This window comes from Acinetobacter sp. NBRC 110496 (assembly GCF_000876115.1).
Classification (GTDB): Bacteria; Pseudomonadota; Gammaproteobacteria; order Pseudomonadales; family Moraxellaceae; genus Acinetobacter.
This window is the reverse complement of record NZ_BBTF01000008.1, coordinates 53,029-68,024: the sequence shown is the minus strand read 5'-3', so window position 1 is coordinate 68,024 and position 14,996 is coordinate 53,029. Positions and strand designations below refer to the sequence as shown.

Here is a 14,996-nt window from a genome sequence, read left to right as displayed (position 1 = left end):
GCTTTAAATCTTAATTTTGAACATTGATGATGTTGAGTTTGCTTGCTTCTGTTTGAGGCAGGCTATTGCTGCTAAAGACCTGATCGACCAAGCCATCAAATACCGCGAGACCTTTGCTAAAAATGCCATGCGTGACATATAAAATAATGTTTTGGCAGTTTAGGCTGCGCAGTTGTTTGGCAATGCCAATAAAGGTTGCACCACCATCGCAAATATCATCGGTGATTACGGCAGTTTTTCCTGTCAAATCAGGACTATCCACCGCCGTTGTTCTAATTTTGCCAGTGCTTGGATCGCGTTTCTTTTCACAGTGAACCACTTCTATGGCCTGTTGGCGTTGCGGATTGATACCGTTTGCAATCGCTTGGGTGCGTTGTATTGCGCCGGCATCGGGGCAGATCAATACCGTATTGTCGGCACTTAAAATCTGCATCAATGCTGGGCTTTGCTGGATAATCTCAATCGGTTCGATATTGATTACCTGTTGGAAGCGGGTATTTTTGCGCAACAGCTCCAGCGTCACTGGGCTATGGCAATCCCACACCACAATTTTCTGACGTTGTCCTGCAAATTTTTCACTATTACTATTTAATAACTTGGTCATTAAATCCAATGAGAAGGCCTGACCTTGTGCACAGATACGGTCTTGACGTGCATAGGGAAAATAAGGGATTTCCACCGAAAGGCGAGTGCCTTGTTGCAGTAACACATTTTCCAGTAATAGATAATCCATCACATCTGAACTGTTATGCAGTGAAGCTTTGATCTGAGTGTCAGCTGTTAATTGGTTTAATAATTCAGGTTGTAGTTGAATATGACGTTCACCACCTGAAAACTGCAAAAACTCGATGGGAACATTCGCTTGAGCTGTCATAAGTTGAATCGTCATTTTTAGTTTCTCTTTTATAGTGGCTTAAAGCCAGTAAATATATATTGGCATAATGACACTATTAAATGCAAGTGTTAAATTTGAGCGTTTTAATAAAAATAGGGCAAAAATTCAGAAAAATAGACTCATCTATTTGAAGTTAAAACAGAATAATTTTTAATCTTTTTTTCAATCAATCGGATTATCCTAAACGACCTCATGTGCTGACTTTATTGCTGCGATATATTGAGGTTTAGGTCATAGTTTTTGACAATTATCCTTGTCAGGATTAAGTCATGTGTTGTTTGCTTGATACTGCAACAGGTCAAAGTACTGAAGGTGAACAATGGAAATAAAACAAAAAAGGAAAGCATCCTATGAAATCTCTGATTTGTCATAACGCTGAGCTGAAACTGGAAGACAGTGTTCAATTGGTTTCTGCAAAGGGGCAAGTCCTGCTTGAAGTGGTGCGTTGCGGTATCTGTGGTTCTGATTTACATATGCAACATCACTGTGACCATATGCATGATCTGGCAGCACGCGTCGGCTTTAATGGGGTGGCAAAGTCCTCAGATAAACTGGTTTTTGGGCATGAGTTCTGTGGCAAGGTCTTGGATTATGGTCCTAAAACACGTCGAAAATTGAAAGCGGATACCTTGGTTTGTGCCATGCCCTTGTTAAATGTTGATCCACAAGGCTATGTTCCTACGGGCTTGTCACCGAGTGCTTCAGGTGGTTATGCAGAGCAGGTTTTGGTGCAATCCAGTCTGATGTTTGAAGTGCCGAATGGTCTAGATGCGGACAGTGCAGCGCTGACTGAGCCAATGGCTGTTGCGCTGCATGCAGTACGTCGTAGTCGAATCAAGAAAAATGAGCCAGCCATCGTGATTGGTTGTGGTCCAGTTGGTTTGGGCGTGATTATTATGCTCAAGGCCGCAGGCGTTAAAACGGTGGTTGCCAGTGATTTTTCACCGAACCGCCGTCGCTTGGCTGAGCAATGTGGTGCAGATATCTTGATTGACCCTAAACAGCAATCGCCATTTAGCAGCTGGAAAGAACTGGGTTTATTGGGCAATGTCTCTGAGGCAATTAATATGGGAATGGGACTTTTTGATAAGGTTCAAACCTACTCATTACCGTGGGTCAATGCCATGCGCGTGGGCGATAAGCTTGGCATATTGCCAAAGCGCCCAGTAATTTTTGAGTGCGTGGGCGTGGCTGGGATTATGCAGCAAATCTTGGAGGGTGCACCGCTGTTCTCACGTATCGTCGGAGTGGGCGTGTGTATGCAAAGTGACAAGATCGAACCTGCCTTGGCGATTAATAAAGAGTTGGAAATCCAATATGTGTTGGGTTATACACCGCTTGAGTTCCGTGACACGCTACATATGATTGCGGAAGGTAAAGTCGATTGTTCGCCGTTGATTACGGGTGTAGTCGGCTTGAAAGGGGTGAGTAATGCTTTCGAGGCGCTGCGTGATCCAGAACAACATGCCAAGATTCTGATTGATCCAAAACGTGCAGGCGCAACGATTGAACTGATCAAGCCTTAATATCCAAGATTTTAAAAAGCCGCTTTCAATGAAGCGGCTTTTTTATATCAGATCATACGATCGAGTTTGGATTAGAAGCTTTTGGTCAGTGACAAAGTCACGGTTGAATCAATCGGATTGGAGATTTTGGCGTTAGGATTGCCATTGCTGTATTGCTGATAAAAACCGTCTTTGTCCCATGCCTTGCTATAGGTCAAACTGCTGGAAAGGTTATAAGGTAGCTCTTTGTTGACGGCCAAGCTGGCATCTTGGAAGTTGGCGGCAGAAAAGTTTTTAATGCGCTGGTTGCCATAATGCGCATTGACTGACCAACCTTGTGTGATTGGTTGATGCCAATTGACATCGAGATAACCTGAGCCACGTGAGTGTTTATTGCTGCCGATGCCTAAAGTATCCGAATTATTGCCAAAATAATCTTGGGTATAAGTGATGGCATATTTTACGCTGAGCGGGCCGTAGCTGATTTCAGGAATAATTTCTCCATAATCAAAGCGGCTATTGCCTGTTTCAGCCGTGGTTTTCGCGCCGGGATAATAGTAATAGGCAACTTTGGTACCGACGGTGACATCGCCAAAACTGCGGCTATAGCCGGTATACACATCCCACTCGACCGAGGCATCCCGAATAAAATGATCGCTTACGGTCGATGCCCAAGTGCCTGCATAGAGGCCGCTACTATGGTTGTAGTCCAATCCCCCTTGCAAGGCAGGTTTACCCCAAGTTTGTTGAAAACCACGTGAAACGTATTGGCTGGCTGCAGTGATATTAGCAGAGTAAGGTGAGGTAGGTTCAGTGGCATGGGTGCTTTGAAAAGAAAAAGCGAAGGGGGCAATTAAAAATAAGGTTTTTTTCATCATTTCTCCCTGAATGAAGTGAAACCCGAAGCTGAGCTTCGGGTATCCCCTGAGGAATTTCTTCCTTATAGTATTGGACGTAACGGCGCTTGACGTACAGGTGCTGTACCTGCTTTGTAATAGCCCGCCTCAGAACGAGGGAGTTTTTGACCACGGATTTGATCGGCAATTTTTTCTGCGATCATAATGGTGGTGGCATTCAAGTTACCCGTAATGATCAATGGCATGATGGAAGCATCGACCACACGTAAGCCTTGTACGCCATGCACGCGACCTTGTCCATCGACCACCGCCATATCATCTTCGCCCATCTTGCAGCTACATGAAGGATGGAATGCTGTTTCCGCATGGCTACGTACGAACTCATCCAGTTCTGCATCGGTCTGGATGTGTTTACCCGGACTGATTTCTTCACCACGATACGGATCAAGCGCAGGCTGCGCCATGATTTCACGGGTGATACGGATCGCATCACGGAATTCACGCCAGTCTTGTTCTGTAGACATGTAGTTAAACAAGATACTTGGATGTTCAAACGGATCTTTTGATTTGAGCTTGATGCGACCACGTGAAGGCGAGCGCATTGAACCAACATGGGCTTGGAAGCCATGCTCTTTTACTGCATTACTGCCGTTGTAGTTAATCGCTACAGGCAAGAAGTGGTACTGGATATTTGGCCAGTCAAATTCTTCCGAACTACGGATAAAGCCACCCGCTTCGAACTGGTTGCTTGCACCCACACCTGTGCCATTGAATAACCATTCAGCACCAATCGCAGGCTGGTTATACCATTGCAACGCAGGGTAAAGTGACACAGGCTGCTTGCATTGATATTGCAAGTACATTTCCAAGTGATCTTGCAGGTTCTCACCCACACCCGGCAAATCATGCACCACATCAATATCCATCGATTTCAGGAAGGTACTTTCACCCACGCCTGAACGTTGTAAAATTTGTGGTGAGGCAATTGCACCTGCACAGAGCAACACTTCACGCTTGGCTTGCGCCTGTTTCATATTGGCTTGGTCTGCGCCAATAATATATTCCACACCCACCGCCTGTTTTTGATTAAACAGGATTTTATTGGTGGTGGCATGCGTGACGATGGTTAAATTCGGACGACCTTTGGCCATATCCAAATAACCACGCGCGGTACTTGAACGACGACCTTTAGGGGTCACGGTACGATCCATTGGACCGAAACCTTCTTGTTGATAACCATTTAAGTCATCGGTACGTGGATAACCGGCCTGTACACCTGCCTCAACCATGGCATGGAACAGCACGTTATTGCCATTTTTAGGGGTTGCCACCGATACAGGGCCTTGGTCACCATGATAGTCATTGCCACCAATATCACGGGTTTCCGCTTTTTTGTAATAGGGTAAGCAGTCGGCGTAGCTCCAGTCTTCCAGACCTTTCATGCTTGCCCACTGATCCAGATCCATGGCATTCCCACGGATATAGCACATGCCGTTAATCAGTGAAGAACCACCGAGGCCCTTACCACGACCACATTCCATACGGCGATTGTTCATGTGAGGTTCAGGATCGGTTTCATAGGCCCAGTTATAGCGACGACCTTGTAAAGGAAAAGCCAAAGCGGCTGGCATTTGAGTACGGAAATCTAAACGGTAGTCTGGGCCACCGGCTTCCAAGAGTAAAACAGTCACGTCTTTGTCTTCAGTCAGACGTGTTGCGAGCACATTTCCGGCAGATCCTGCGCCAATGATAATGTAGTCATATGCTTGAGTATTCATCGTTATCCCTTTTCTATTCTTGAGGATGCCGAGGCAATCATGGGATTGCTCGGCATAGAGGATTAATTTTGAGGGTGACAGCTGAGCGCATTAGAAAATGCTGTGATACTCACCTAACTCAACTTGAACGGATTTGATACGGGTGTAATGACCCAAAGTGGTTAAGCCATTTTCACGGCCAACACCAGATTGCTTGTAGCCGCCCACTGGCATTTCAGCAGGTGATTCACCCCAGGTATTGATCCAGCAGATACCGGCTTCAAGTTGATGAATCATACGATGCGCTTTGCTAATGTCTTGAGTCACCACACCTGCAGCTAAGCCAAAGGTGGTGTCATTGGCACGACGGATCACTTCTTCCTCAGTTTCATAGCTGAGAATACTCATCACAGGGCCGAAGATTTCTTCTTGCACAATCGCCATATTATCTTGGCAGTTGCTGAATACCGTCGGGAGCACATAAGCACCTTTGGCGAGATCACCTTCTGTGGCACGACCACCACCAATCAATAGTTTTGCACCTTGCTGTTTGCCTGACTCAATGAAAGACAACACTTTTTCCATATGCGGGAAGCTGGTGAGTGGACCGAAATTGGTTTGCTCCGCCATCGGATCGCCCATACGAATCCGTTTTACCCGTTCTACAATCGCAGCTTCAAAATCAGCAAGCAGGGCTTTTGGTACAAACACGCGGGTACCATTGGTGCAGACTTGACCCGAGCTAAAGAAGTTGGCCATGACAGCAATATCCGCAGCACGGTCAAGGTTGGCATCATCACAGATAATCAGGGGTGATTTACCACCCAGCTCCATGGTGACTTCTTTCAAGGTCGAACCCGCAGCACTGGCCATGACTTTCTTGCCAGTTTCAACACCACCAGTGAACGAGATTTTTTCAATCACAGGATGTTCAGTTAGCCATTGACCGATATCACGCCCCGCCCCTTGAACGACGTTGAAGACGCCGTCTGGAACGCCCGCTTCAGTATAGATTTCAGCCAGTTTGAATGCGGTCAGCGGCGTGGTTTCGCTTGGTTTGAAAATCATGGCATTACCCGCAGCAAGGGCAGGGGCCGATTTCCACATTGCGATTTGAATTGGGTAGTTCCACGCACCGATTCCAGCGACCACGCCAAGCGGTTCGCGACGGGTATAGAAGAAGCTGGATTCGCGTAGCGGCACTTGCTCGCCTTGAATGGCCGTGGCAAGACCTGCGTAGTATTCGATGACATCGGCACCTGTCACGATATCCACGGTTGAGGTTTCGCTGTAGGCCTTCCCGGTATCGAGGGTTTCGAGTCGGGCAAGTTCATCATTACGTTCACGTAAGATATCCACTGCACGGCGCAGGATGCGAGAACGCTCCATGGCGGTCATGGCTGCCCAGACTTTCTGACCTTGTTGTGCGCTTTGAACAGCTGCTTCAATGTCTTGTTTTGAGGCTTGTTGAAGTGTTGCGATCACTTCACCGTTGGCAGGGTTAATGCTGTTAAATGTTTGACCACTGGTTGCTGCGACATAACGTCCGTGGATATATAACTGGTGAACTTGTGCATCACTCATTCTGTTTCTCCTGCAAAGGTTTGTTCGCAAATTGCAATTGCGTTTTTACATAATCGTAAGCAATGGAACGTGCCAACTGGCTGTCAAACTCATCATGACTGCTCAAACTGCCACGTAACCATAATCCGTCAATCAAAGCCGCCAATCCGCGAGCGGCAATGCTGGCCTGTTGTTTATCCTCAACCAACATCAGAAAATAATGTTTCAGATTGGAGTACAGGCGTTGATCATTAATTCGTTGTAAACGTCCAAGTTCGGGCAAGTGCATACTGGCCGACCAAAAGTCTAACCAGACCCGCATGGCTTGTTTGTTGACCTGACTGATATCGAAGTTGGAATCAATAATGGCCTTGATCTGGCTTTCAGGATGCGCATCTGCTTCAGCTTTGTATTGGTCGGTTTTTTGACGCAAAACGTTGAGCATTTCCTGCATACAGGTATTGATTAAGCCCTGTTTGTCACCAAAATAGTGACTCACGATACCGGTCGATAGTTCGGCCTTTTTTGCAATTTGTGCAATGGTGGTATTGGATAACCCCACTTCAGAAATTACATAAAATGCGGCGTTAATAATCTCTTCACGTCGCACATGCTCTGGTTTAACTCTACGCTTTGTCATGCTTATCCATTTAAAGCCCTGCCAAGGTGCTTTTTATTCAACATTTCTCAATGTAGAGCATCATAACATTTTTTTATCATACTTTTTATTGATTGAACGTTCAATCAATAAAAAGTATAATCTGTAAAAATCAATGAATTTTTGATTGAAAAGATCAGCGTTAAAGTAATAAATCAAAGATTCTTATGGATAAGAAGCTAAGTGTTAAATCGCACTTATCACATTATTTTTTAAGAAAAATGCACCAATTGCAAGGAGCAAGAACATGGTGTCAAACAGTCATGAAGGATCCTCATCCCAACCCGTACGTTTAAATTTGTTTGTTTTTTGGAGCTCTGCAATCAGTATTGGCATTTTTGGCCTATTGTTTGTGTTGTTTCCACAGCGCAGCCAATTCTGGTTAACCTATATCCAAGGGCAGGCCAATCAATTGTTTGGTTGGTACTACATGCTGGTGATTGTGGTTTGTTTAGGTTTTGTTGCTTGGCTGGCTTTTTCACGGGTTGGGCAGATTCCTTTAGGCAAAGATGACGATAAACCTGAGTTTGGGTATCTGGCTTGGGTCTCGATGCTGTTTTCAGCAGGGATCGGGATTGCACTGTTGTATTACGGTGTAGCTGAACCCGTTGACCATTTTATTCGACCACCAGAAGGTCAGGGCGGCACCATACAAGCTGCACGTGATGCGATGATGTATAGCTTTTTACATTGGGGCATTCATGGTTGGGTGTTGTATGCCTTGCTGGGTGTGACACTCGGTTATTTTGCCTTCCGTCGAGATTTACCCTTGGCCTTGCGGTCCGCACTGTATCCGATCTTTGGTGAACGGATTCATGGTTTGATTGGAGATTTTGTCGATGGCTTCGGGATTTTAGCCACGGTCATTTCTCTGGTCACTAACTTGGGCATCGGGGCCTTGGTACTGGTTTCGGGTCTACATTATCTTCTCCCTGAGATTCCGAATAACCAAGCCACACTGATTACCGTGGTATTGCTGATGATGTCGGTGGCGACCATGACCACCGTGGTCGGGATTGAAAAGGGCTTGGCGTGGTTATCGCGGATCAATCTACGTTTACTCTATGCGCTCTTGCTATTCGTGTTCCTGACAGGCCCAACCAATCATCTACTCAATGGTTTAGTGCAGAACATGGGCGATTACCTCGATCATTTTCTGGCAAAAAGCTTTGACATGTATCTCTACAACAGCAAGGCAGGTGAGTGGTTAGGTTCGTGGACGGTGTTTTATTGGGCATGGTGGATTGCATGGGCACCATTCGTGGGCATGTTCATTGCGCGGATTTCCAAAGGCCGTACCATTCGCGAGGTGGTGTTGGGTGTCTGCCTGATTCCACTGGGTTTTACCTTGGCTTGGATTTCGATTTTTGGCAATACTGCAATCTATTTTATTCTGGAACAGAAGCAAAAAATCCTTGGTGACTTGGTCCTGACCGACCCTGCTTTGTCCTTATTTAAGCTTCTCGAATTTTTACCGTTCAATCCCTATATTGCCGGGATTGTTGTTGTGATTTGTTTCGTATTGTTTTTGACCCCTGTGGGTTCTGGTACACTCATGATCGCAAATCTGTCCTCGAAAGGGGGTAGCAATGAAAGTGATTCGCCGATTTGGTTAAGAATTTTCTGGTCTGTGGTGATTACCATTGTCAGTATTGGTCTGCTGTTGGCAGGGAGTTTCCACTCCATGCAAAGTGCCGTGGTGCTGTGTGGTTTACCATTTTCCGTTATTATTTTGCTGTATATGTTTGGCCTCGCCAAAGCACTAAAACAGGATCAATTTCGTCCTACACCACCGCAAGTGATAACGCAGGTAACTCAGTCATCACAAGCTATAACTGAAAAATCAGAAACATTGTAATTCGGGTAAATGACTTTTATTTTTCATTTTTTATTCAGACATGTCTTTTCATTGATGCAAAGATGGAAAGACGTAGATGAATATTTTCTTTTTGTTCTCTAACTCCCTGAGGATTGTATGGCAACAGATAATCCAAGAGCGGTTGATGATTCTACATTAGCGAATAAAGACCAGTTAAATCGTGTGGTCTTTTATGTTTCAGCTCTACTTATTTTAACATTTGCACTGGTTACGATTTTTTTTAATGACTTTGCCAACCACTTACTCAATGTGGTGCTGGCTTGGGTCAGTGATAAATTCAGCTGGTATTACTTATTGGCAGCAACGCTGTATCTGATCTTCGTGATCTTTATTGCCTGCTCGCGTTATGGTGATATCAAGCTCGGGCCGAAGCACTCTAAACCTGAGTTTAGCTTGCTGAGTTGGTCGGCGATGCTGTTCGCAGCGGGGATCGGCACGGACTTGATGTTCTTCTCGGTGGCTGAGCCGCTATCTCATTATATGAATCCACCTGTGGGTGAGGGGCAGACCTTTGAAGCTGCTCGTCAGGGCATGGTCTGGACCCTGTTCCACTACGGCTTAACCGGTTGGGGCATGTATGCACTGGTCGGGATGGCCTTGGGCTATTTCAGTTATCGTTATAACTTGCCGCTGACCATTCGCTCTGCCTTATACCCAATCTTTGGTAATAAAATTGACGGGCCGATTGGGCATACCGTTGATACCGCTGCGGTAATTGGTACCATCTTTGGTATCGCAACCACCTGTGGTATCGCCGTCGTTCAGATCAACTATGGTCTGCATGTGTTGTTTGATGTACCTGAGAACCTGTGGATTCAGATTGCCCTGATTGGTCTTGCTGTAATTGTCACGATTATTTCGGTGACTGCAGGGGTCAATAAAGGCATCAAGGTGCTGTCTGAAATCAATATCTATGCCGCGATTGGCCTGATGTTGTTCGTCCTGTTCCTCGGCAATACCGAATTCCTGCTCAATGCCTTGGTGCAAAACTTTGGTGACTATATCAGCCGTTTCCCGAGTCTGGCGCTGGAAAGTTTTGCCTTTGACCGCCCGAAAGACTGGATGAACAGTTGGACCTTGTTCTTCTGGGCATGGTGGGTGGCGTGGTCGCCATTTGTGGGGCTGTTCTTGGCACGTATTTCACGTGGTCGTACCATTCGTGAGTTCGTCTGTGGCACCCTGATCATTCCTTTATTATTTACGATTACGTGGTTGTCTATTTTCGGAAATAGCGCTTTATATAACGTGATTTTTGAAGGTAACACCGCACTGGCACAAACGGTTTTGACTGATCCTGCACATGGTTTTTATGACCTGTTGGCGCAATATCCGGGCTTTGCCTTTATTGCGGGTGTGGCCACGATTACCGGTTTGCTGTTCTATGTGACGTCTGCCGATTCAGGTGCTTTGGTACTCGGTAACTTTACCACCAAGTTCTCCAATGTTGACAATGACGCACCGCGTTGGCTGAGAATTTTCTGGGCAACTGCAATTGGTTTACTCACGATCGCGATGTTGATGGCGAACGGGATTACAGCTCTGCAAAGCGCCACGGTGATCATGGGTTTGCCGTTTAGTTTTGTGATGTTATTGGTGATGGCGGGCTTATATAAATCCTTGCGTTTAGAGGATTATCGTAAAGCCAGTCGCAGCTTAAATGCGGCACCTGTGGTCGGAAACGTGGACATTCTGAACTGGAAGCAGCGCTTATCCCGTGTCATGCATCATCCGGGCAGTAGTGAAACTCAACGTATGCTCGACAGTGTATGTAAGCCAGCGGTACAGACCGTGGCGGATGAGTTGATCAAGCGTGGCATGAATGTGGAAGTGACGCAGGGCGAGGTCGATGAAAGCGACAGCCTGTACCATCTGGATCTCACCATCTACATCGAAGAAGAGCATAACTTCGTGTACCAGATCTGGCCGGTACGTTATATCGCACCGACCTTTAGTGAGCGTGGTAAACGTGGTAAGCAGTTCTACTACCGTTTAGAGACTTTCTTGTATGAAGGTTCTCAGGACAATGACTTGGTGGGATACACCAAAGAACAGGTGATTAATGACATTCTGGATAAGTATGAACGTCATATGACTTTCTTGCATATCAATCGGATTAGTCCTGGTAACCGTCCTTTGTATCCAGATTCACAAGACTAAACCTTCCATAAAAAAAACCTCACTGCTTGTGAGGTTTTTTTTATGGGCTGAATTATAAGGCGCCGTATTTTTGCCATGTTTCACCCGTTTCATAAGGTGCGTAATGGCTTTTTAGTTCATGCAAGGACTGGCTTTGATAGATGGCGAAGATAATCATGATTAAAAATAAACTGATCAGTTTGATCGCGCGTTTATGTTTATATTCGCCAGAATACAGGTAGAAAATACAATAGAAGGCAATCATCAGATAAGTACAAAACAGCGAGTTAAACAGCAGATAGACCAGTAATACGGCGGTGATGGCCAAGGCAATTCGATTTTTTAAAATATTGGGGCGCAAGCTGAGTACATTCAGGATCAACAGACCCAAAGAGGTCCAGAACAGATAGGCTTGCCCACCAATCACCACAATATAGGTGGACTGTAGCCACAAGAGTACGAGCCATACAAAAACGGAAAAAATGATAAATTTAGATAGGCCAGAAGTGGGCGGCAAAGTATGTTTCATATTACATTGGTTTTTTAAATAGCAGTTTGTTTGGGAAACTAAAAGCGAAAATTCAATAAATCTTTGGTTTTGATCTTTGTTAATACAACACAGAGCAAAGAAAGTGATCCACCAATCAACATTGCAGGCACCACGCTGAAAAAGCGTGTCATCACACTAGACTGCAAGGCGCCCAGTTCATTACTTGAGGTGACAAAGATGCCATTAATGGCAGCAATGCGTCCAAGCATGTCCTTGGGGGGGATCAGTTGCAGTATGGTTTGACGAATAACAATGTTGATGCTGTCACAGGCACCCATAATAATGAGAACTGCGACAGAAAAATAGAGTTGTCTGGTAACAGCAAATAACAGAGTGCATAGTGCAAAGCCTGCCACGGCAATCAACATGATTTGCCATGGTCTGGACTTGGGTGGATAGCGGACTAAAACCACCATCATCAGCAAGCCGCCAAACGCAGGTGCAGCGCGTAATAAACCAAAACCATCGGCACCGACATGCAAAATATCTTGGGCAAAAATGGGGAGCAGCGCGATAATTCCACCAAAGAAAACGGAACCAAGATCGAGAAATATGGCCCAGAAAATAATTTTGGTTTTAAAAATAAATTGTAGTGCTTCTTTCAGGCTTTGTGTGATCGACTCGGTTTGCAGTTGCGGAAACGCTCGTTTTTGTAAACACCACAGCGCGATACAACCGATCAGAAAAAGTGCCACGATCACGGCAAAGGTAATCTCTAAATCGAGATGAGCCAGCAAAAAGCCGCCGATTACAGGGGCAAGAATGCCGCAGGCCTGCCAGCATATACTGGTCCATGTTGCCGCATTGGCATACAGATGTTCGGGAATCACAAAGGGGCGTAAGGAGTTAAAGCAGGGGCTATAAATACCGCGAATACAGCCAAATAAAAACAGGATACTGAAGGTTGCAATCAGTAAGAGGTTGGAACTGATTTTATCCGCCTGAAACAGATCAAAGCAGATCCATAAGCCAAGCGACAGGGGAATGGCTAAACTAAAACTGATTTGCAAAATACGCTGACGGTTAAAGCGGTCAGCAATATACCCTCCCCATAAAGACAGGGCGAGAAAAGGCAAAAAATCCATGATCCCGACCAAGCCGAGAATCAGCGGGTTTTTGGTGATTTGATACAGATGAAACGCCACCAGCACTTCTTGAATCAGTACCGCAAAGGTCAGACAGCATTGATTGAGGGTCAATAACCTAAAGTCACGACTGGCAAATGCAGCAAAAGCAGAATCGGGTACAGCAGAAGGCATAGGGTGAAAAATATAAAAGGCAGAATGAGAAAAGGGAAGAGCCGAAACTCCTCCCTTTTGATTTAGGCTTGGCCTTGCTTATTGTGCAACAGCTTCCGCTTTTTCGACTTTCTTGGCAGGAACCAAGTTTGCAGGTGTCGTATAGTTCAAGCCCAACGTTGAACTTGAATAATGACGGATTTGATCTAACAACGCAGGATCAGTTGAAAGGTCTTTGCCATAAGAACGAACGATCTCATGCAATTTCTCATTCCAAACACCTTTGGTTTGCTCTGGGAATGCTTTTTCAAGCAAGTTGAGCATGATGTAAGGAGAGGTTGATGCACCCGGAGAAGCACCTAATAACGCCGTTACAGACTTGTCTTTAGATGCAAAGATTTCTGTACCGAATTGCAATTTCGCAGGTTTACCCGGCTCTTTTTTGATGATCTGAACGCGTTGACCACCTTGTTGTAAATGCCAGTCTTTTGGATCAGCTTCAGGGTAGTATTTTTTCAACTCGTTGAAACGATCAGCATCAGACATCAACACTTGGCTGACGAGGTACTGAACAAGGTCAGCATTTTGTAGACCAATTGCAGCCATCGGCAAGACGTTGTTTTTGTTGGTTGATGCAAGCAAATCAAGTTGTGAACCATTTTTCAGGAACTTGTTTGAATAGGTTGCGAATGGGCCAAACAACACATATTTTTTACCGTCGATATAACGGGTATCAATATGTGGAACAGACATTGGAGGCGCACCAAGATCAGCACGGCCATAGACTTTGGCTGTGTGTTTTGCAGTGACCGCAGGGTTGTCAGTCACAAGGAACTCACCACCTACAGGGAAGCCTGCATATTGTTGTGCTTCTGGTAAGCCAGTCATTTGCAATAATTTAATTGCAGCACCGCCCGCACCAATAAATACGAAACGTGTTTTAACATGATCAACTTTGCCAGATTTCAAATCTTTGAATGCAACAGACCAAGTGTTGTCGTCATTCTTGCTGATACCAGTTACTTCAGTTGAAGTGCTGAGTTTGAAGTTTGGACTCTTTTCGAGGTGGTTGATCAACTGAGTGGTGATTGCACCGTAGTTCACGTCAGAACCAACGTCCATACGGGTTGCTGCCACTTTTTGTTGAGGATCACGACCATCCATCACCAAAGGTGCCCATTTCTGAATTTCAGCTTTATCTTCGCTCATTTTCATGCCCGCGAATAACGGGTTTTGAACCATGGCAGCATAACGCTTTTCCATGAAGTTCACGTTATCGCCCCACACAAATGCAATATGTGGTACTGGGTTAATGAACGTATTTGGTGTTTCTAACACACCTTGTTTCACTTGGTAAGCCCAGAATTGCTTGGCAATTTCAAACTGGCCAGCCACGTTGATGGCTTTAGAAATGTCCATTTTACCGTCTTTTTCTTCGGTATAGTTCATTTCCATAAAGCCAGAGTGGCCTGTACCCGCATTGTTAAAACCGTTTGAACTTTCTTGTGCAACAGCATCAAGACGTTCATACATGCGGATGTTCCAGTCTGGTTGTAATTCGTTGAGGTAAGTACCTAAAGTGGCACTCATGATCCCGCCACCGATCAGTACAACATCGACAGTAGGTTCGTTGTTGGTGGTTTTAATTGCCTTAGACGCAACTGGTCTAAAAAGAAAGGCAATTGCAATAATAATCAGTACCACGATCAGTACTAATAAATATTTCCAAAATTTTTTCATTCAATTTACCTTAAAAATTAAATGACGCTCTATATGACAAGCGATATAGAGAGAAAGAATTTAAATGATGATACAGACGCAATAAAGGTACATCAGCAAAGGGTTGGCCTTTACACTGATGTCAGAGAGGTTAGTTCATGAATTTTACTTTAATTTAGATGGTGTTTTGGTTGAACTAGTGTTTCAAAATGTACAAATCAAGTCGCTTTAGATTAAAT

Annotated in this window: 11 protein-coding genes; 3 read left to right on the top strand and 8 right to left on the bottom strand. The window is 45.1% G+C overall.

The genetic code is table 11. The annotated features are described in order from the left end of the window. Window positions 1-10: 10 nt before the first annotated feature. Window positions 11-889, bottom strand: a complete 879-nt coding sequence (prs, locus tag Aba26S_RS06385) for a ribose-phosphate diphosphokinase (RefSeq protein WP_043970829.1) — start codon at window positions 887-889, stop codon at window positions 11-13. Window positions 890-1,245: 356 nt separating this feature from the next. Here prs and Aba26S_RS06380 point away from each other — a divergent pair, with 356 nt between their 5' ends. Continuing rightward, entirely contained in the window at window positions 1,246-2,421 is a 1,176-nt protein-coding gene (locus Aba26S_RS06380; RefSeq protein ID WP_043970828.1) for a zinc-binding dehydrogenase, read from the top strand. Window positions 2,422-2,492: 71 nt separating this feature from the next. On the opposite strand, the gene Aba26S_RS06375 is transcribed toward Aba26S_RS06380, so the two are convergent. The 4 genes from Aba26S_RS06375 to betI form a co-directional block, all read right to left on the bottom strand. Continuing rightward, window positions 2,493-3,275 (bottom strand): TorF family putative porin, encoded by a 783-nt coding sequence (locus tag Aba26S_RS06375; protein WP_043970827.1) that lies wholly within the window; start codon window positions 3,273-3,275, stop codon window positions 2,493-2,495. 65 nt (window positions 3,276-3,340) lie between these two features. Next, complete coding sequence (gene betA / locus Aba26S_RS06370) at window positions 3,341-5,035, bottom strand: choline dehydrogenase (protein ID WP_005239517.1); 1,695 nt, start codon at window positions 5,033-5,035, stop codon at window positions 3,341-3,343. 90 nt (window positions 5,036-5,125) lie between these two features. Beyond that, window positions 5,126-6,598: a betaine-aldehyde dehydrogenase gene (betB, locus tag Aba26S_RS06365; protein ID WP_043970826.1), complete on the bottom strand. Its 1,473-nt coding sequence runs from the start codon at window positions 6,596-6,598 to the stop codon at window positions 5,126-5,128. Continuing rightward, window positions 6,591-7,217: a transcriptional regulator BetI gene (gene betI, locus Aba26S_RS06360; protein ID WP_005239515.1), complete on the bottom strand. Its 627-nt coding sequence runs from the start codon at window positions 7,215-7,217 to the stop codon at window positions 6,591-6,593. Before betI ends, betB begins: the two co-directional genes overlap by 8 nt. Before the next feature lie 265 nt (window positions 7,218-7,482). Between betI and Aba26S_RS06355 the strand changes: the two genes are divergently transcribed. Both Aba26S_RS06355 and Aba26S_RS06350 read left to right on the top strand, forming a co-directional pair. Then, on the top strand, window positions 7,483-9,093 hold the full coding sequence (locus tag Aba26S_RS06355) for a BCCT family transporter (protein ID WP_043970825.1): 1,611 nt from the start codon (window positions 7,483-7,485) through the stop codon (window positions 9,091-9,093). Between the two features lie 117 nt (window positions 9,094-9,210). Then, window positions 9,211-11,271 carry a choline transporter gene (locus Aba26S_RS06350; RefSeq protein WP_005272995.1) on the top strand — a complete coding sequence of 687 codons (2,061 nt, stop codon included), beginning with the start codon at window positions 9,211-9,213 and terminating at the stop codon, window positions 11,269-11,271. Between the two features lie 52 nt (window positions 11,272-11,323). Here the strand turns inward: Aba26S_RS06350 and Aba26S_RS06345 are convergent, their stop codons facing one another. From Aba26S_RS06345 to mqo, 3 genes are all read right to left on the bottom strand, one after another. Then, window positions 11,324-11,779 carry a hypothetical protein gene (locus tag Aba26S_RS06345; protein WP_005239510.1) on the bottom strand — a complete coding sequence of 152 codons (456 nt, stop codon included), beginning with the start codon at window positions 11,777-11,779 and terminating at the stop codon, window positions 11,324-11,326. Window positions 11,780-11,817: 38 nt separating this feature from the next. After that, entirely contained in the window at window positions 11,818-13,059 is a 1,242-nt protein-coding gene (locus Aba26S_RS06340; protein WP_043970824.1) for an MFS transporter, read from the bottom strand. A 78-nt stretch (window positions 13,060-13,137) separates the two neighbouring features. Continuing rightward, window positions 13,138-14,778: a malate dehydrogenase (quinone) gene (gene mqo / locus Aba26S_RS06335; protein WP_043970823.1), complete on the bottom strand. Its 1,641-nt coding sequence runs from the start codon at window positions 14,776-14,778 to the stop codon at window positions 13,138-13,140. Between the last annotated feature and the right edge of the window lie 218 nt (window positions 14,779-14,996).